This window comes from Flavobacterium sp. M31R6 (assembly GCF_013284035.1).
Classification (GTDB): Bacteria; Bacteroidota; Bacteroidia; order Flavobacteriales; family Flavobacteriaceae; genus Flavobacterium.
Genome location: NZ_CP054141.1, coordinates 2,113,495 through 2,132,812, shown reverse-complemented (window position 1 = coordinate 2,132,812; position 19,318 = coordinate 2,113,495). Strand labels below are relative to the sequence as shown.

The following is a 19,318-nucleotide window of genomic DNA, read 5'->3' as shown; positions in this document are numbered from 1 at the left end:
TTATTCTAATTTTAACTATAAACAATAAACAATCATGAAACATCTTAAATTAATTTCAGTAATGAGTTTTGGATTTCTTATGTTTTTCTCTTGTAAGGAAGGAAAAAAATCAGATGAGTCCAAAGTAGTAGCGCAAGCAAATACGCAAAATTCTTATCCAACTGCCAACCCTTTCCTTTCTCAAGGAATTTATGGGGTAACGCATGTGAACTCGGGACAAACTAATTGTGTTCCTTATCAAATCAATGATGGAGATTTTAAAGCAGATTTAAACCAGCTGACACCTATTTGGGGAGGGCCCGTGAATAATGTTACCTACGCGTCGGTAAATAAAAATTTCATGTGGTCTGTTTCCACAGATCGTATTGCTTTAATTGACAAAACGGGCGATGGTTGGAGTATGGTTACAGACATAGACTTACCCGGTGCAAAACGTTTAACCGTAGAGCAGTTGAAATCAATTTCAGATGTAAAATATACTTCTTTAGATTTTGCAACCAAACATCTCAAAGGAATTTTAGGACCAAATCCTGGATTGGTTTTACCAGCAGGAGTTTATGCCATGGTTAGTTCAGAAGATTATGTTTATGCCAATGCAGGTACTGTTGTTTCTGCTGTAGGTTTAATCGACAAGGCTGATCCAAAAAAAGGGCTTGAAGTTAAATACAGTTTTGATGTTTCTACCCTTATTCCTGCTGCCGAAGTTGCTCCGGGTGTAAAACGAATTAATATGGTGGGTATGAACATGACTTATGATGGTCATATAGTAATTGGAGCCGTAAATGGAATAGCAGTAATAGATAAAGAATTAAAAGGTCCTGGTAAATTTTATGCTTTCCAAGACACAGAATTATGTACAAATTCTATGGCTGTTGATGAAAAAAACGGGATTTATGTTGCCACAGGAAGCAAAACACCTAAAGGTGATGGTATGATGCGTAAACTCGTATGGACAGGTTCTGAAATTTCAGATAAAGAATCAGATGGTGCATGGATTAGTCCTTATAATGGTGGAGATTGGCCTCCAGCCATAAAAGCGGGCACAGGTGCTGGTTCAACCCCAACTTTAATGGGTTTTGGTGATGACGAAGATAAACTTGTTTTAATTACTGATGGTCAAAATAGAATGAATTTAGTTGCTTTTTGGAGGGATGGAATTCCTGCTTCACACAAACAAAAAGAAGGTGCAAAATCTAGAAGAATTGCAGGATTTATTCCTATTAAAGCAGGATTACCAGAAGATAAACCTTGGATTCAATCTGAACAAACTATAGTAGTAAATGGTTGGGGGGCATTTTTAGTAAATAATCTAATAGATGAAGGTCATCCTGATAGAATCATTGATGTACTAACGGTTGGGCCAGTACATCCTGGACCAAAAGGTATGGAAAGAGTAGAATGGGATCCCGAAAAAAATGAGTTTGCATCTGTATGGACTAGAAACGATGTAGTATCAACAAGCATGGTTCCATTGGTTACAAGTGCTTCAAATATGGTATTAGTAAATGGTTATACAGAAGAAAGAGGCTGGGAAATTACTGGATTAGATTGGAATACAGGGAAAAATAGAACCAGAATTGAATTTGGTCATACCAATAGAGGAAATGGTGCTTATGCCATACTTCAGTTGTTAGAAAATGGCGATTTATTATTTAATTCTGTTATTGGACCATACAGAATTCCATTAATAAAGTAAAGCCGAACCGCTAACAGCGTGTATAAGAAATAGCAGGTTCAGTGCTAAATTAAAGGTCAGTGCTTTTAATAAAAGTAAGTGCCAAACTGAAAGTGAAATGCTTTTTAATCTGCTACTTCTCATACACGCAAACCGTTAGCGGTCAGCTTGGTTGTAACCGCTAAAGATGTGTCCATAATTGAAAGTTTTTTATCGATGAAACGGCACTTTGAGAAATTCCGTATTTTTCAGAAATTTCTCTTTGTTTTAAATCGCTTGAACGAATGTCTAAAACTTGTGCTTCTGTAATTTTGGCACGTCCATTTTTTGATCCAATTGAACCGCCATTTTTACCGTCATAAAAAACACCTTCAAAATCATTCCATTCTAAATTTGTAGATTGATTTTCGGATTTAACTCCGTTTATGTTTCTAACTCTTGTGTAATTTTTATGATTGCGTAAAAAAGCAACGGCAACCAAAACACATATCCTGCAAGAATAAGGCTTATTGTTTTTTACAAGATTGACAACCTCTCTACCTTTGTCAATTCTCTTTTTCATTATCCTACCTGATTTTTTACGAACATTTCCGAGATTACTTATTTCGTAATTTTCAAACCTATCTATCTTTTTCCATATTTCCATATCGTTGTGAGTAAAAAGCCGAACCGCTAACATCTAGTAAGCAATAGTCGGGCATTAGGTTTAATTGAATAATTGTTTTGTGTCGGTTATTATTTAGGCTAGTCCGAAAGATTAGGAATATTTACCCCGACCATCGCCTACTAGCAGAACGTTAGCGAATATTGCTCCGTTAACGAGACGCAACTGATTTTAATCGAGCGTTTTAGTGCGGAAAAACATAATGAAACAGAAACCGATCTGACCGAAATCGGAGCCGAAAATTGATGTTTAATTGTTGCGGACAAACAAACGTGAACCGCTTTGTGGAAAACTGAAAGCGGAATTTTTTTGTCGATTTTTTTTTTGAGGTTTAATTGTCGGTTTCTAATCTTTGAATTTAAAAAAGCAGAAACTAATTGAAGCGGAAATTGGAAGGCGGAAAAACTTTCGCAATTGGAATCGATAATTGGAATGTCAATTCGTTCGTGCTCAGCAAACGTATCACAACATTCGCTAACAGCCACTACAACGGATTTGGGCATTTGGCTTAATGGAAAAATGGTTTTGTATTTGGGATGATTTGGCTAATCCGAAAATAGGGCTTAATTTAGTCCCAAACCCGCTGTAGTGCCAAGACGTTGGCGGTTACCATCCGAAAATCAAGACATTAAATAGAATTTATGATAATTGATATAAATCAGAAGAAAATTTCAATTGGTGATAAATACAGGATATTTATTAACGAAAAACAAACTTATTCCGCTCATACACAACTTTTCAGATTTCTCTCTGAAGTAAATATATTTGAAGAAAATATTGGCAGGTCAAAAATAACACTAAAAAAACGTTGGAGTTGGTTTGAAACTAAATACGATATTTACAGAAATGGGAATATGAAATTTGAATATCGAACAGTTAGTGTTTGGAAAGTACATCATAAATGTCAAGTTGGAAGTGATTTATATGAAATCTTTGGACACAAAGGACGAAAATACTCGATTTTTAAAAACAATAAACAAATTGCATATTGGGATAAAAATTGCGTGACTTGGTTTGATGGAGATAACTATAGAATTATAGCTGATAATGATTGTGATTATGAACTCATAATTGCCTTTTGTCTAATTAACGATAATAAATCCGAAAGTAGCAACAATGAAAATGCTGTGACTTTTGATTTAGGAAATATTGGGCCAGAAGCTAGAAAATTTGACAATAATTGGAAATATAAAACATAAATAAAATGGCAACCGCCAACACACGCTACAAGCAATTTGGGGATTTGGCATAATGGAAAAATTGGTTTGTATTTGGAAGATTTGGCTAATCCGAAAATAGGGCTTAATTTAGTCCCAAACTACTTGTAGCGCGGGAACGTTAGCTGTGATTTTACCGAACGACCGCACAAACTCGACAGACAAAGATATTGAACCTCACAGACAAATTTATTATTTAACACCGACTTACTTTTGCTGTATAAATCATTAAAAATAAAACAAAATGAAAAAAACAGTAATTATCACAGGCGGAACAACAGGTATTGGAAAAGCAACAGCTTTACATTTTGCAAAAAATGGTTACAATGTAGTAATAACTAGTAGAAACGCTAACAAAGAAGCATCTGTAATTGCAGACTTTAAACAAAATGGTGCTGACATTACATTTCTACCCTTAGACGTAACAAACGAAGAACAAGTAAAATCAGTTATTGAAACGACTGTTAAAAAGTTTGGTAAATTAGATTCTATCGTAAACAACTCGGGAATTTCATTAGGAAATGCAGTATTAGCAGAAACAGAATCTAACGATTTAAAACAAATGCTTGAAACAAATGTGATGGGAGTTTATTATGGAATGAAATATGCAATCATAGAAATGCTGAAAACAGGTGGTGGAACAATAGTAAATTTAGCTTCCATAGCAGGATTAAATGGTTTGTATGCAACCGCACAATACAACGCATCAAAACACGCAGTTGTAGGTTTAACAAAAGGTGCATCTATTGATTATGCACAACAAGGAATTCGTGTTAATGCAGTTGCACCAGGAGCAATTAAAACAGATATTTTAAAAAACGCTATTGCTTCAGGAACCTATGATGTTTCAAGCATTGAAGCAATTCATCCAATGAATAGATTAGGTGAAGTTGAAGATATTGCAAAAGCAATTTACTTTTTAGCATCTGACGAAAATACATTTATGACAGGAACTATTTTAAACATAGATGGCGGTTATAATGCAAAATAATCATATTAAAAATAAATAGAATATTTTTACAAAGATTTATCAGTTTACTGATAAATCTTTGTTTATTAATTTAAAAATAAAATTATGATAAAAAATACTTTTGATTGGTACAACGGAGAAATTTTTGAAGGTAAATTTATATTAGGTTTTGGTCTATTTCTAATTGCAATTGCATTCCTATTTTATTTATACGGAAATTTACCCTCTGCTAAAGTGTTGCTTTTTCCTTTATTGGTTATCGGAATCTTTTTTACAGCAATTGGTATAGGTAGCATTTATTCTAACCGCAAAAAAGTGGCACAAGTCGAACTAAAATTCAATGAAAATCAAGAACGATTCATCCAAACAGAAATTAAACGTGTCGAAGATTTTCAATACCTCTATCCAATGTCAATTGGAATTAGTTTGGTTTGTTTTGCTGTTGCTCTTGGATTGTTATATTTTGTAAAAAATATTCATTGGCAAGCAATCGCAATTGCGTTGATTTTATTTGGTTCTGCTTTTGCTATAATTGACTACTTTTCAAAAGAAAGAGCGATAATTTATTATGAAAAATTAACACATTTCAAATCCTAAATGTTACAAGATAGAACACAAATAAATATACTTTTCTCTTGCTCAGGCGAACCAAAAAAAGATTTTGAGCCGTTTGTTCAAGACTTTGCTTTGTCATTTATCTTAACAGGAAAAATGATAATAAATAACGGAACAGAAACTACAGAATACAATACAGGCGACATTGGCTTTATATCAAAAAATCAATTGGTAAAAACGCAAAAACTACCACAAGACAATAAACCATTTATGGGAATTAGTATTTTTTTGCCTAAAGAAACACTTTATAATTTTTCTAAAGAACATAATATTTTACCAAAAGGACAATATACAGGCAAACCAAATTTTATATTTCCTCACGACCCATTTTTAAAAGGTTTTTTTGATTCTATTGTTCCTTATTTTGAAAATCCAGATGCGTTAACCGAAAATTTGGCGACAATAAAAACCAACGAAATCATAGAGCTTTTGATTAAAAAAACACAAATGCAAAATCTTCTTTTCAATTTTCAAGACGATTTTAAAATTGATTTAGAAGCCTATATGAATAGAAATTTTACGCACAATATTCCTTTAGAACAATTTGCAAAACTAACAGGAAGAAGTATTTCAACATTCAAAAGAGATTTTCAAGAAATATTTAAAGAAACACCAAGTAAGTGGCTAATTAAAAAACGACTTGACTTGGCACATTTTTTAATTACTAAACAAAACAAAAAACCAGTAGAAGTTTACTATGACGTTGGCTTTGTAAGTTTCGCTCATTTTTCTCGAACATTTAAAGCAGAATTTAAAATAAACCCATCGGAAATAGAAAAAAACCACAGCTAACACACGTTTGGCGCAATTGCGAATTTTCTGGTAAATTCACGTTTACATTTCGCAAGAAATTTTATCTTTAACAGAAAATAATCAGTTTCGAAGTTCGCAACTGACGCCAAGCGTGGGAACGTTAGGCGATAGTTTGGCAAGAAACCGCAAAAAGACAAATATTTATTGAAATATGGCTAAAGAAACACCTTTTATAAATATCTTAACTTATAGTTTGCCATATGAATTATCGAATCAAATATATAGTGAATATCAAAGTAGATATAAAGAAGCAAAATATCTGATTGAAAACTATAAAACGTATAAAACGCTCGAAAAAAATTTAAAACAATTAGAATTATTACTTTCCCTTTCTATTTTTCATAGACGAGTAATTACAAATCTTGATGGCGCAGTAAAATTTTATGGAACTGTAATTAGACATAGTGAAGCAGATACTATAAAAATGGGAAGTTATGATTTTACACTTGATGAAAAGAATAAAATTTTAGCGGTAATCATAAATTACAATGAACTTCTAAAAAAATTTTCCATTACACCCGATATTATGGAATATAACGAGACCCGCGAATTTTTAAAAAACATAATTAATTTAAAATCGTATTTAAATGTCAACAGAAAAGGAGGAAAAACCGAAGACAACTTTAAAACCCAAGAAGGAGAAGATGACCTCCCTTTTTAAAGATATAAAAGAATTTGAAGAGGAATTAATCTTGTTTTCAAATAAATTCAAACTAACAATTGTAAGCCATTCTAAAAGAATAAGTGATTATTTTGAAATTAGTTGTTTTAATCACTTGGTAAAATTTTACGAGTTAAATGGTTATACTTTAATTGTTGAAAATTTACAAAATAATCAATATCGTTATAAATGTACGACAATGGGAATTCAGTCAAATTTTTCGAATTTTGTTGCACAAAAGAAAGTTAAAGATAAATTGGAAGAATTTGAAATTCAACATAATTTAGCTGTTCAATCATCACACGATAAAGAATTATTTACAACTCCTGATATTAGCATAATAAACAAAGGAACTGTAGTTGTCGTTGATGATTATTATGAAACTAAACGGAAATTTTCCTATGTAAAAAATTCTGACTTTATAACTTTCTGTGAAGTCAAAAACTTTACTCCATTTCCTGAATTATTGTTTAATTTTATTGGAGTTGTAAATGAATTACAAAAAGATATAATTAATAATAAAACCAAGAAATCACAATTAACACATTTATCACCAAGTTTAATGATTTCAGGTAAACCAAATAAACAAACTTTACGAATTAAGAAATCTTTGGAAAACAGATACAGAGTTAATATTATTTATGACTTATTCTATTCCGGAACACAAACATTTTCTAAAAGTAGATTTAAAAACTTAAAAACAACTGACGAAAAAACCATCGCCTAACACACGCTACAAGCAATTTGGGGATTTGGCTTAATGGAAAAATTGGTTTGTATTTGGAAGATTTTGCAAATCCGAAGATAAGGCTTAATTTAACCCCAAACTGCTTGTAGCGCGAGAACGTTAGGCGACAGCAACGAGCAACCGAAAGAAATCAATAACATTTGTTTCTTAAAAAGGAAACTTATATCTTTACAGAAAATTAAGATTAGTGAAAAATGGATTATAAATTTAAAGTTGAATTTCTTGAACCAGTTTTAGAGTTTTTGGAAAATCTAGACCCAAAATCTAGAGAAAAAATACTTTATAATATTTGGAAATCGAGAAGCGTAAACGATAATGAATTATTCAAAAAACTCGATGGTGAGATTTGGGAATTTAGAACTTTATACAACAAGCAATATTTAAGACTTTTTGCTTTTTGGGACAAATCAGACAAAAAAGATACAGTTGTGATTTCTACTCACGGAATTATAAAGAAAACTGACAAAACCCCGAAAGTTGAAATTGAAAGAGCAGAATCATTAAGAGTAAAATATTTTAACGAAAAGAAATAAGATTATGAAAACATATAGTTTAGATGAAGTAACAGATAAATTCGTTGGAGAAAAAGGAACAACAAATAGAGAAAATTTTGAAAACGAATTGAAAATTGACTTGATTGGCCAAACAATTAAACAAATTCGTAAAGAACGAAATTTGACACAAGAACAATTAGGAGAATTAGTTGGAGTAAAAAAAGCTCAAATTTCAAAAATTGAGAATAGCTTAACTGACGCAAGATTTGACACAATTATTAAAGTTTTTAAGGCCTTAAATGCCAAAATTAATTTTAATGTAGAATTACTAAATCAGAATGTAGCAATCCACTAAAATTGCCGATCGCCTAACAGCCACTACAACGGATTTGGGCAATTGGTTTAATGGAAAGTTGGTTTTGTATTTGGGATGATTTGGCAAATCCGAAAATAGGGCTTAATTTAGTCCCAAACCCGCTGTAGTGCCAGAACGTTAGGGTGTATAGCTTTTGACGATCAACAGTCGATTTTAATCAGAAACTTTAGTTCGGAAAATACATAACGAAGCAGAAACCGAGCTGTCCGAAATCTGAACTCAAATTTGAACTCGAATCTGAACCGAAATTCGAACCGAAATCTGAAACTTAATTGTTGTGGACAAAGAAACGTGAACTGCTTTATGGAAAACCGAAAGCGGAATTTTTTTGTCGATTTTCTTTGATGTTTAACTGAAGTTTGTAGTTCAAAAACGGAAACTATTTGGAACGGAAATCGGAAATCGGAAAACTTTGGGTAATTGGAATCGATAATTGGAAAGTCTAATCGTTCGTGCTCAGTATCGTCAAGCTACACACCCTAACACACGCTACAAGCAATTTGGGGATTTGGCTTAATTTAAATATGGTTTTGTATTTGGAAGAATTTGGCAAATCCGAATAATGGGCTTAATTTAGTCCCAAACTGCTTGTAGCGCGGGGACGTTACCAGCAAGATGCTAAAAAACAACGAACTACAACTATGAAAACCATTTTACTTAAGCAAAAATTTGAAGAATTAGCCTGTGAAATTATAAATGAAGCAGAAACATTTTCTTTTAATCTTAGTGACTTACCTGAAATTGCAGATTATAAAATTAGCATTAGAAATGATAATGTTTTTGGAGAAATCTTAAGTAATTTAGACAAGAAAATTAATAATTGCATTTATTGGTTCGAGACTGAAAACAATGATTCTTGCAATAATCTCCAAAAACTTTTGGATGGTCAAAGAGAAAACTTAAGTTTAAATGCTAGAACTGTTCCTGTCAAAAATCGTAATAAAGATAGTAACGTACTTTATGTCGGGATTCGTCGTGGCGGACTAACTAAGAAATATAATATGTCGCATCTTTCGGGAAGAATAAAAGTCCATTTAGGTTATTATAATGTAGGCTCTACTCAAGGTTTGCAATTTGCTCATTGGGCTAGAAATATTGATTGTAAAATCAATTTAAAAGTTGTCCAATTTGAAGAATTACCAAATGAATATTTAAACACAGTCGAAAAAATATTAGCCTTCAAATTAAAGCCCCTTATTGGTAAACATTAATCCTGCTGGTAACACACGCTACAAGCAATTTGGGTATTAGGCTTAATGGAAAAATTGGTTTGTATTTGGAAGATTTGGCAAATCCGAAAATAGAGCTTAATTTAGTCCCAAACTGCTTATAGCGCGGGGACGTTATAGGCAAGCTTCCGAAAAAAACGTAAATAAACAACTATTAGAAAATACATAAACTATGAAAAACCAAGACTTTGACTCTATAATTAGAGAAGCGGTTAAGAATAAGCAAACACTAGTATTTGAAGTCAGATATGGTATAGGTAATGATTTTCTTAAAATTGAATTAGATGCGTATATTTTTGGAGCTGATATTTATCAATATGACTTCGTTTGGGGATATTTACCAGACGAACAGAAATATTATAAACTTATGCTTGAGTTTGTTTATTCAATAAATCAAACACATAAAAAGTTTATCGTTCAAAACGACGCCGTATATCTTTATTCTTCTGAAGAAGAACATTGGAGTCGTGCAGACGATGGAGAAAACGAGAATCTAAAGGTTTACGTACACGGTTTAGTGGACAGAATAAATGAATAAATAGAAAATGAATTACGAGCGTTGAGTATTCGTATTTTCTATCTTTATATTTATTAACTCTGAAACGGAAATTCCAATGACGTGGATGAAACAAAAAGTTGAAATTGCAATTTTTCCAAAAAAAACTCCATTTTGAACCTGATTCTAAAGTGATAATTAAAATGCCTTCCATAATTTGATTTGTATATTGTTAATGGTAAAAAAGCCTGCCTATAACAGCCACTACAACGGATTTGGGCATTTGGCTTAATGGAAAAATGATCTTGTACTTGGAAGATTTGGCAAATCCGAAAATAGGGCTTAATTTAGTCCCAAACCCGCTGTAGTGCCAAGACGTTACTGGTGACTTGTGCCGAAATTACGCAGATAAAAACAATTAGAAAATAAGCATTTGTTTACGCAGAAAATTTACAAAGCAGAAGCGTGAAAGTTGGAACTTGCCAGCAGAAACTTGAAAAACAGAAATGTGAAAAACATTGCACCCAAAGTTGCGAACCGAAAATTAAAAGCGTGAAAATTGGAATTTTCCAACAGAAACTTGAAAAGCAGAATCTGCTTTTTTTGCTCAGAATTTATAAATAGAAAAGTGAATAATTGAAAATAATAAACCGAAAATTACGAGCTAAAAACAGAAACTTGAAAGTTGGATTTTGCCAACAGAAGCGTGAAAGTTTACGGTTCAATTGTAATTTCGACAAAACAAGCCACCAGTAACACACGCTACAAGCAATTTGGGGATTTGGCTTAATTGGAAAAATTAGTTTGTATTTGGAAGATTTGGCAAATCCGAAAGATTACGCTTCCTTAATCCCAAACTGCTTGTAGCGCGAGAACGTTATGCGCTATGTCTTCGAAACCGCCCCGTATAAACAATTATGAAAATAAAGAAAATAGAAATTAAGAACGTTAAGGGAATTCAACATCAATCTTATATCGTTGACTTATTACCTAACAAACCAAATATTTTTGTAGCGCCAAACGGTTACGGAAAAAGTTCATTTAGTATCGGTTTCGATTCGTTGAAGCCAAATAAGCTAGAGTTGGATGATAAACATCACCATATGAATAATTCAGCAAATTTGCCTGAAATTCAAATAGAAATAGATGATGCTGGAACCATTAAAACATTGTTGGCTGACAATACACAAAATACTATTTCTGATGAGTTTGATATTTTCGTGATTAATAGTCAACTTACAGCTAAAGCAAAAATTTTAAATATCAATGGAACAAGAATTGCAAAATCTTCTTTAGAAATCGAGAAAACAGTTTTAGTTAATACTGTTCCACAAAATAAAGAATTTGGCTATAATTTCACCGTCGCAAAAAAAGTATTCAGTGAAACTTCGGGTAAAATTTTACCAAATATCTCACAACTTCTTAATTCATCCAATTTTTTAGATAAACTCGAATCAACGATCGATTTTTCAAGATTTGAATTAGTAGGTAATTTGGCAATTATCAACAATGCGTTAATTGAGATCAAAGCTCAAACAGGCACAGCTCAACAAATTAAAAACTGGATATTACTGAACAAGCTACCACAATTAGTAGCGATAGCAGAACTAAAAAAATTGGCGAGTTTAATTCAAGCGTTCGATAATACAATCATAAGTGAGGTTGACTCTTTCTTAGCATCTTTTCAAATTATTAACTTAAAAAAGGCACTAGGAGTTGAATTCAAAAAAGCTATTAAGTACACTCACTATTTATCTGAGAAAGACGAATTTGAGAAAATCATAAATACTGTAAATAGTACAAGGATTAGGATAAAGCCAAAAGAAGACGGAAATAAATTGATCGTGGAATGGCCCAAAGCGCATGAAATTTCAAACGGACAAAGAGATGTCTTATCTTTTATTACGCTTTTATTATTAGCTCGAAAACATTTAAATAAACAAAACTGTATACTTATAATAGACGAGATTTTTGACTATTTAGATGACGCGAATCTCATTGCTTTTCAATACTTCATTACTTCATTTATTGACGAATTGAAAGCTAAAGGAAAAAATTTCTTTCCTATATTGATGACGCACCTTGATCCATTATTTTTCAATCATTTTTGCTTCAATAGACATAAACTTAAGGTCGTTTATTTAAAGGATGTTCCGTATGTTTCAAATCCTAATATTTTAGCTCTGATCAGAAAACGCGAAGACCCAACTATTCAAGCTATAGCGGACAAACACCATTTTCATTTTTATCCAACAACAGCAGATATATCAACAGAATTTGGTGCATTAGGTTTACCTCAAACTTGGGGTAAGTCTGAGAAGTTTCATGATATGATAAATTCTGAAGTTGCAAAATATTTGAATAATCAAACCGATTTTGATCCTTTGGCAATTTGTTTTGCTGTAAGGGTTAAAATAGAAAGTTTACTTTATGACAAAATTGCTGACCCAGCACACCAAATCGCATTTCTTTCTGAACACGGAACAAAAAAGAAGTTGGAATATTGCGAAACACTTGGTGTAGTTGTTCCTGAAACTTATTATCTACTTGGAATTATTTATAACGAAAAATTGCATTGGAGAAATGGTATGGAAATAATTCGCCCAGTCGCAATAAAGTTGGAAAATATTACAATTAAAAAGATGATAACGGACATAATCACATGACACAGCGCATAACACACGCTACAAGCAATTTGGGTATTAGGCTTAATTTGAAATCGGTTTTGTATTTGGAAGATTTGGCAAATCCGAATAATGGGCTTAATTTAATCCCAAACTGCTTGTAGCGCGAGAACGTTATGCGTCATTTTGCCTCTAAAAATCAACTTCATAATGAAAGAAAAAATATATCTAATTTTAAGTTTATTGTTTGTTATCAATTCTAGTGCTAAATGTGCAGACAATGGATTTTCAGTATTCCCATCAAATAAAAAAATTAAACAAAATTCAATATTTGTAATTAGTGGTTATTATTCAAGCCAAGATATAATTGAACTTCTTAACAAGGAATATCTAGTTTACCTAAAGAGTGGAAATGAAAAAGTCAATTTAATTGTTACGGAATTTCATAAAGGTCAATACAATGTATCACAATCTATTTTAAAACCAGAAAGAAACCTCAAAATCGGGTTAGAATATACACTTGTAATTGACAGTTTACCTGGAAATGAAAACTTAGAAAAGTTTAATTCTGAAACGTACAAATATGAACCGTTTAAATTCATAGTGACAAACGATATAGATAATGAAAAACCAACTTTTACTTCAAAACCAATCATAATAAAAAATGAAAGCAATTTTTTAGGTTGTGGGATATCATCATTTGTAGTTTTCAATTGTCCAATTTTAGACAAATCTGAATATTTGGTAAAAGCAACTATTAGGAATATCAAGTCTAATAAAACATCCACATATTATATTAATCCTTATGATGGAAAAATTAGTATAGGACACGGAATGTGCTCTGGTGCTTTTAATTTGGAAGATGAAAATAGTTATGAAGTTGAATTTGAAATTATGGATGCATCCGCGAATTATACAATTTGGAATAAAGAAAAAATCAAATTTAAAAAACCTAAAATTTAAAATACGATTAATTATACTAAATAAAAAAACGACGCATAACAGCCACTACAACGGATTTGGGCATTTGGCTTAATGGAAAAATGGTTTTGTATTTGGAATATTTGGCAAATCCGAAAATAGGGCTTAATTTAATCCCAAACCCGCTGTAGTGCCAGAACGTTATGGGGCAGTTGTGCCGAAATTACGCAGGTAATTCTGATTTGAAAATGAAGTTTGTAACTCGCAGAAAATTTACAAAGCAGAAGCGTGAAAATTGGAATCACCAGCAGAAGTCGGAAAGTTGGAATCTGACAATAAAAAGACGAAAAACTGAAGCGTGAAAATTGGAACTTGCCAACAGAAACTTGAAAATTGGAATCTGAAAAGCAGAAACGTGAAAGTCGGAATCTGCCAGCAGAAACTTGAAAAATTTAGCGCAAAAATTAAAAGTGAATAATTGAAAATAATAAACCGAAAATTACGAGCAGAAAAGCAGAAACGTAAAATTGGATTTTGCCAACAGAAGCGTGAAAATTTTGTGTGATAATTGTAATTTCGACAAAACAACCGCCCCATAACACACGCTACAAGCGATTTGGGCAATTGGCTTAATTTAAAAATGGTCTTGTATTTGAAAGATTTGGCAAATCCGAAAATTAGGCTTTATTTAATCCCAAACCGCTTGTAGCGCGAGAACGTTGGCAGTAATACTAAGCGAAATCAAGAGAATTAATTGAATTATGGAAAGTTTGTATATCAAAAGAAATAATAGACGATTGCTTATAGCGTTATTTTTTGGTGTATTCTTAACAGGAAGCTTTGGGATAATACTTTTATTTAATATCAATGGAAATTTAGATTACGAATATAAAGATACTAGATTAATAATTGGATTAACTTTTACCTTATTAAGTATCTTTTTGTTCTTAATAATCTTAAATTATTTTTCAACAATAAAAATTGATAAAACTAGCATCTCAATAATTTCACTTTTTAAAACTAAAATTTATCCAATTAACGAATTCGAAAAAATTACTATTTCAGAAATTACAGAATATTATGGTGCATTGACCGACAGATCCTGTATTACAATGAAAAATGAAGAAAAGTTAGACTTATACTCATTCAAATATTCTAATTTTTCTGAATTCAGAAAGTTTCTTGCAGTCCTAAAAGGTGGAAATATTGTTTCAGATAAATCAAAAGAAACGGACACCAAAAATGACAGCGATTTTAAAAATATAAAATTCAACGATAGCCATATAATTTCTTTTACAGGAATTACTTTTTACGTTTTCATTGTATGTTTATTAATTGGAATTATTAAAAATGATGACTTTAAAGATGACTTTTTTAAAATATTATTCAGCTTGATTGTAATAGTTCAAATATTTTCGGCGCAAATGAATTATTTTATATTGACTAAAGAATATTTAATTATTAAAAACAGCATAAAGTTTTGGAAAAAAGATATTCATAAATTAAATAATATTCAATCAATCGAAATAAACAAATATTATAAACAACCAGGAAAAAGCATTATAATTAAAACATACGATTATAAAGTAAAAGAATATTCTTCTGACAACTTATGGAATAAAACTTGGATTGATTTTAAAAGGAACATTGTAAATAAAACTATAACGATAAAAGATAATAGTAATTTTCCAAATCGACGAGTTACGTATTAAAAGTACTACTGCCAACAGCCACTACAACGGATTTGGGCATTGGGCTTAATGGAAAGATGGTTTTGTATTTGGATGATTTGGCAAATCCGAAAATAGGGCTTAATTTAGTCCCAAACCCGCTGTAGTGCCAAGACGTTAGGCCAGATTGCTCCGTTGACGAGGAACAGATAATTTTAATCGGGCATTTAGCCAGAAAAGAATTTAATGATGCAAAAACCGAGCTGACCGAAATTTGAACCGAAATCTGATTTTTAATTGTTGCGGACAAACAAACGTGAACCGCTTTTCGGACAACCGAGGGCGGAATTTTTTTGTCGATTTTTTTTGAGGTTTATTTGAAGGTTTTCAACGTTGATTTGTAATGCAAAAACTATCCGAAGCGGAAAATTGGAAGACGGAAATACATTCGCAATCGGAATCGATAATTGGAAGACGGAAAGGCTTTCGTAATTGGAATCGATAATTGAAATCGAAATTCATTCGTGCTCAGCGTCTGTGTCACAACCTAGCCTAACAGCTGCTACAAGTGATTTGGGCATTTGGCTTTATGGGGAAATTAGTTTGTATTTGTGAGAATTGGGTTAATCCGAAAATTGGGCTTAATTTAGCCCCAAACCACGTGTAGCACCAAGACGTTAGCGGTAATAATTTGACGAAAATTGCGTAAAATCCAAATATTGTACATACATTTGTACAAAATATAATAATTATGGTAGTAGCTAATATTTCAGATTTCAGAAAAGATATTAAATCTTACTTTGATAGAGTAGCAATAAACTTTGAAACTCTAATTATAAATCGTGGAAAAGATTCAGGGATTGTTGTTATTTCACTTGAAGAGTATAATTCACTGATTGCGACAAATTATGAATTATCAAACAGAACTAACGAAAGTAGGTTAGATTCTGCTATTGATAAATTTAAAAGTGGTAAGTCATTTTCTAAAGACTTAATCGAGGAATAAAATGAAATATGTATTTGTTGATGAATCTTGGGAAGATTATTTGTATTGGCAAAAAATTGACAAGAAGAAAGTTAAAAAAATAAATGATCTACTCAAAGATATTTCAAGAAATCCTTTTGAAGGAATAGGAAAGCCAGAACCATTGAAACACAAGTATGCAGGATTTTGGTCAAGAAGAATTGATGATGAACATAGATTAATTTACAGGTTTATCGATGATGAAATTCAAATTGTGAAATGTAGACATCATTACGACTAATATTACTACCGCTAACAGCCACTACAACGGATTTGGGCATTGGGCTTAATGGAAAAATGGTTTTGTATTTGGAAGATTTGGCAAATCCGAAAATAGGGCTTAATTTAGTCCCAAACCCGCTGTAGTGCCAAGACGTTATGGTGTATAGCTGTTGACGATCAACAGTTGATTTTAATCAGAAGCTTTAGTTCGAATAATACATAACGAAACAGAAACCGAGCCGACCGAAATCTGAACTGAAATTCGAACTGAAATTCGAACTGAAATCTGAAACTTAATTGTTGCGGACAAAGAAACGTGAACCGCTTTATGGAAAACCGAAAGCGGATTTTTTTTTGTCGATTTTCTTTGAGGTTTAACTGAAGTTTGAAGTTCAAAAACGAAAACTATTTGGAACGGAAATCGAAAAGTGGAAAACTTTGGGTAATTGGAATCGATAATTGGAATCGATAATTGGAATGTCAAATCTTTCGTGCTCAGCATCGTCAAGCTACACACCATAACACACGCTACAAGCAATTTGGGTATTTGGCTTAATTTGAAGTTGGTTTTGTGTCAGGAAGATTTGGCAAATCCGAAGAATGGGCTTAATTTAGTCCCAAACTGCTTGTAGCGCGGGAACGTTAACTGTCATTCTACCGCACCACAGCAGAAATTGAAATCGACTAACAAACTTCAATAAAAAGTATTATTTTAGCCATTGAATTATAACGATAAGAATTAGATGAAAAATAAATATGTTGATTTTATTTCGGATGAACATTTACTGAATTGTATTGCAAACCTTCATAAATCGTATTTAAAAGCGAAGAACAATATCACGAAAAAGAACTTCTACAGCAATAAAGTTGATACAATTAAATTGACTTTTGACGCTCAATTCAACGATATTAATCAAGAAAGTTTAATTCAAGCCGAAATATTACGCCAAATTGACAAATCTACAAACAATTCTATTGGAACTTTTCACGAGCAAATTTTGGGAGGAATTAACGGATTCCAAGTTGGAAATTTAAGCGGTTTTGATGTAAAAGCGAATGACGATACTTTGTTTGCAGACATCAAAAATAAACATAATACAATGAACAGCAGTTCGGCAGAAAGTTTATTTCAAAAACTAAAAACTTACGCCGACAATTACAAACAAGCCAAATGTTATTGGGTTCAAATTCTTGCAAAAGGCAGTTTCAACGATTTGTGGAAAGGAGAAATAAACGGCAAGGAATATAGTCATAGTAGAGTTTACAAAATATCGGGCGACCAATTTTATGCTTTACTTTCGGGAAAAGAAAATGCACTTTTTCAATTATACAAAGTATTGCCTACGGCAATAAACGACTATTTGGATTCGATTGAAAAAAGCGATACAATTAAAGAAAATTCTGCATTGGACGAAATAAAATTAGAAACTGAAATTACAAAAAGAACAATTTTAGACCAAATTACTTTTGAAAATTATAGTTATTATTTAGGTTTTGACAAGTTGTAATAGTTGTTCAAAAACTTCACAATAGAATAACCAACTTCCTTTCCTAAATTAACAGGAACCGCATTTCCGATTTGTTTGTATTGTTGAGCAACTGAACCCTCAAATTTCCAAGCATCAGGAAAAGTTTGAATTCTCGCATATTCTCGAACCGTAAACGGTCGAGTTTCTTCGGGATGACATCTTTCTGTTTGTTTTTGTGCAGGACTGCAAGTTAAAGTTAAACAAGGTTCGTCCCAACCTATTCTTCTTGCAATTCCAGTTTTACCTCCACCAAGATGAAAACTTCCTCCCATAAATTCTTTTTGAATTTCAAGAGGTAAATCTCGCCAATATCCTTTTTGTGGCACTAAATTCAAAACATCTATTTTACTTTGAGGATATTTCGAACCTTCTGATTTGGGTACGTTACAATCGAATAATTCCCCTTTTTTAAGGGCGTCTTTTAAGTTATAGATTTTCTTGTATGGCTTTGGGTATTCATATTTCAAATCAATATCTTTTCTAATTCCAACTAAAATCAAACGTTCTCTTTTTTGAGGAACGTTAAAATTTATTGCTTTTAAAACTTGAACAGGAACAACATTATACCCGATTTCATCTAAAATAGAAATCATTCCTTGCAAAGTTTTTCCGTTTTCGTGACTTAACAAACCACGCACATTTTCGCCAATACAAATTGGAGGATTTACTTCTTTTACGGCTCTTGCAAATTCGTAAAACAAAGTACCTCTCGCATCAGCTAAACCTAATTTTTTTCCTGCATAACTAAATGCTTGACAAGGAAATCCACCAGTTACAACATCGACTTTATTATGGTATTCCGAAAAATTCAATGACCTAATATCTCCTTCCAAAACATTCCAATTTGGTCTGTTGTGTCGTAAAGTTTGACAAGCCCATTTGTCAATTTCATTCAAAGCAACACATTTTAATCCTGCTTTTTCCATTCCAATGGCCAAACCGCCCGCACCAGCAAATAATTCTAAAACAGTGTAATCGTTTTCGGCTTCAACATAATTTGTAATTGTTTCCTGAATATCATTTTCTAAAAAACCTGCAAATAAAGTATCAACATCAGACTTTTTATAAACTCTATAATTACTCATAGGCTCACGGACAGCAGAAAGTTTTCCTTCCTTGTCCCAACGTCGTAAAGTTTCTTTACTTTTACCAATATACTCGGAAGTCTCCGAAAGCGTCAAATATTCATTCATAACCAAATTGTTTAACCTTACACAATGGTTACAAATTTAAAAGAAAAATTGGAATATCCAAACTAATAAAAAGAAAAAAGAACGACAGTTAACACACGCTACAAGCAATTTGGGTTTTAGGCTTAATGGAAAGATGGTTTTGTATTTGGAATGATTTGGCAAATCCGAAGAATAGGT

At 32.0% G+C, this 19,318-nt stretch carries 20 protein-coding genes and 1 pseudogene; 17 read left to right on the top strand and 4 right to left on the bottom strand.

Features of this window, described 5'->3' with window-relative positions; all coding sequences use genetic code 11:
- The first annotated feature begins 34 nt into the window (after nucleotides 1-34).
- Entirely contained in the window at nucleotides 35-1,696 is a 1,662-nt protein-coding gene (locus HQN62_RS08870; protein ID WP_173504074.1) for a hypothetical protein, read from the top strand.
- A gap of 160 nt (nucleotides 1,697-1,856) precedes the next feature.
- On the opposite strand, the gene HQN62_RS08865 is transcribed toward HQN62_RS08870, so the two are convergent.
- Both HQN62_RS08865 and HQN62_RS19105 read right to left on the bottom strand, forming a co-directional pair.
- Entirely contained in the window at nucleotides 1,857-2,237 is a 381-nt protein-coding gene (locus HQN62_RS08865; RefSeq protein WP_254454508.1) for a helix-turn-helix domain-containing protein, read from the bottom strand.
- Nucleotides 2,238-2,255: 18 nt separating this feature from the next.
- Nucleotides 2,256-2,321: pseudogene (locus HQN62_RS19105) on the bottom strand (NUMOD4 domain-containing protein); the annotation flags it as partial.
- A 659-nt stretch (nucleotides 2,322-2,980) separates the two neighbouring features.
- On the opposite strand from HQN62_RS19105, the gene HQN62_RS08860 reads away from it, so the two are divergent.
- The 15 genes from HQN62_RS08860 to HQN62_RS08790 all read left to right on the top strand — a co-directional run bounded on the left by HQN62_RS08860 (nucleotide 2,981) and on the right by HQN62_RS08790 (nucleotide 16,438).
- Nucleotides 2,981-3,538, top strand: a complete 558-nt coding sequence (locus tag HQN62_RS08860; protein WP_173504072.1) for an LURP-one-related family protein — start codon at nucleotides 2,981-2,983, stop codon at nucleotides 3,536-3,538.
- 262 nt (nucleotides 3,539-3,800) lie between these two features.
- Entirely contained in the window at nucleotides 3,801-4,547 is a 747-nt protein-coding gene (locus HQN62_RS08855) for an SDR family NAD(P)-dependent oxidoreductase (protein ID WP_173504071.1), read from the top strand.
- Nucleotides 4,548-4,631: 84 nt separating this feature from the next.
- Complete coding sequence (locus tag HQN62_RS08850; protein ID WP_173504070.1) at nucleotides 4,632-5,123, top strand: hypothetical protein; 492 nt, start codon at nucleotides 4,632-4,634, stop codon at nucleotides 5,121-5,123.
- Nucleotides 5,124-5,933, top strand: a complete 810-nt coding sequence (locus tag HQN62_RS08845) for a helix-turn-helix domain-containing protein (RefSeq protein ID WP_291138562.1) — start codon at nucleotides 5,124-5,126, stop codon at nucleotides 5,931-5,933.
- 172 nt (nucleotides 5,934-6,105) lie between these two features.
- The gene (locus HQN62_RS08840) at nucleotides 6,106-6,615 is read left to right on the top strand and encodes a hypothetical protein (RefSeq protein WP_059015356.1); all 510 of its coding nucleotides are present in this window, start codon (nucleotides 6,106-6,108) and stop codon (nucleotides 6,613-6,615) included.
- On the top strand, nucleotides 6,542-7,342 hold the full coding sequence (locus HQN62_RS08835; protein WP_173504068.1) for a hypothetical protein: 801 nt from the start codon (nucleotides 6,542-6,544) through the stop codon (nucleotides 7,340-7,342). Before HQN62_RS08840 ends, HQN62_RS08835 begins: the two co-directional genes overlap by 74 nt.
- A gap of 215 nt (nucleotides 7,343-7,557) precedes the next feature.
- Complete coding sequence (locus tag HQN62_RS08830) at nucleotides 7,558-7,896, top strand: type II toxin-antitoxin system RelE/ParE family toxin (protein ID WP_078226419.1); 339 nt, start codon at nucleotides 7,558-7,560, stop codon at nucleotides 7,894-7,896.
- A 4-nt stretch (nucleotides 7,897-7,900) separates the two neighbouring features.
- Nucleotides 7,901-8,212 carry a helix-turn-helix domain-containing protein gene (locus HQN62_RS08825; RefSeq protein ID WP_173504046.1) on the top strand — a complete coding sequence of 104 codons (312 nt, stop codon included), beginning with the start codon at nucleotides 7,901-7,903 and terminating at the stop codon, nucleotides 8,210-8,212.
- A gap of 662 nt (nucleotides 8,213-8,874) precedes the next feature.
- Nucleotides 8,875-9,444 (top strand): hypothetical protein, encoded by a 570-nt coding sequence (locus HQN62_RS08820; RefSeq protein ID WP_173504067.1) that lies wholly within the window; start codon nucleotides 8,875-8,877, stop codon nucleotides 9,442-9,444.
- Nucleotides 9,445-9,634: 190 nt separating this feature from the next.
- A complete protein-coding gene (locus tag HQN62_RS08815; protein WP_173504066.1) occupies nucleotides 9,635-10,000 on the top strand; it encodes a hypothetical protein in 366 nt (121 codons plus the stop codon).
- Nucleotides 10,001-10,875: 875 nt separating this feature from the next.
- Nucleotides 10,876-12,624, top strand: a complete 1,749-nt coding sequence (locus HQN62_RS08810; protein ID WP_173504065.1) for an ATP-binding protein — start codon at nucleotides 10,876-10,878, stop codon at nucleotides 12,622-12,624.
- A 168-nt stretch (nucleotides 12,625-12,792) separates the two neighbouring features.
- Nucleotides 12,793-13,545 (top strand): hypothetical protein, encoded by a 753-nt coding sequence (locus tag HQN62_RS08805; RefSeq protein ID WP_173504064.1) that lies wholly within the window; start codon nucleotides 12,793-12,795, stop codon nucleotides 13,543-13,545.
- A gap of 755 nt (nucleotides 13,546-14,300) precedes the next feature.
- On the top strand, nucleotides 14,301-15,215 hold the full coding sequence (locus HQN62_RS08800; protein ID WP_173504063.1) for a hypothetical protein: 915 nt from the start codon (nucleotides 14,301-14,303) through the stop codon (nucleotides 15,213-15,215).
- A 709-nt stretch (nucleotides 15,216-15,924) separates the two neighbouring features.
- Entirely contained in the window at nucleotides 15,925-16,179 is a 255-nt protein-coding gene (locus HQN62_RS08795) for a type II toxin-antitoxin system Phd/YefM family antitoxin (RefSeq protein WP_011964534.1), read from the top strand.
- A 1-nt stretch (nucleotide 16,180) separates the two neighbouring features.
- Nucleotides 16,181-16,438, top strand: a complete 258-nt coding sequence (locus HQN62_RS08790; RefSeq protein ID WP_173504062.1) for a Txe/YoeB family addiction module toxin — start codon at nucleotides 16,181-16,183, stop codon at nucleotides 16,436-16,438.
- A gap of 171 nt (nucleotides 16,439-16,609) precedes the next feature.
- On the opposite strand, the gene HQN62_RS08785 is transcribed toward HQN62_RS08790, so the two are convergent.
- Nucleotides 16,610-16,957 (bottom strand): hypothetical protein, encoded by a 348-nt coding sequence (locus tag HQN62_RS08785; protein ID WP_173504061.1) that lies wholly within the window; start codon nucleotides 16,955-16,957, stop codon nucleotides 16,610-16,612.
- Nucleotides 16,958-17,162: 205 nt separating this feature from the next.
- On the opposite strand from HQN62_RS08785, the gene HQN62_RS08780 reads away from it, so the two are divergent.
- Nucleotides 17,163-17,927 carry an Eco47II family restriction endonuclease gene (locus HQN62_RS08780; protein ID WP_173504060.1) on the top strand — a complete coding sequence of 255 codons (765 nt, stop codon included), beginning with the start codon at nucleotides 17,163-17,165 and terminating at the stop codon, nucleotides 17,925-17,927.
- Here the strand turns inward: HQN62_RS08780 and dcm are convergent.
- Nucleotides 17,903-19,141: a DNA (cytosine-5-)-methyltransferase gene (gene dcm / locus HQN62_RS08775; RefSeq protein ID WP_173504059.1), complete on the bottom strand. Its 1,239-nt coding sequence runs from the start codon at nucleotides 19,139-19,141 to the stop codon at nucleotides 17,903-17,905. The two genes, HQN62_RS08780 and dcm, sit on opposite strands and share 25 nt — an antisense overlap.
- Between the last annotated feature and the right edge of the window lie 177 nt (nucleotides 19,142-19,318).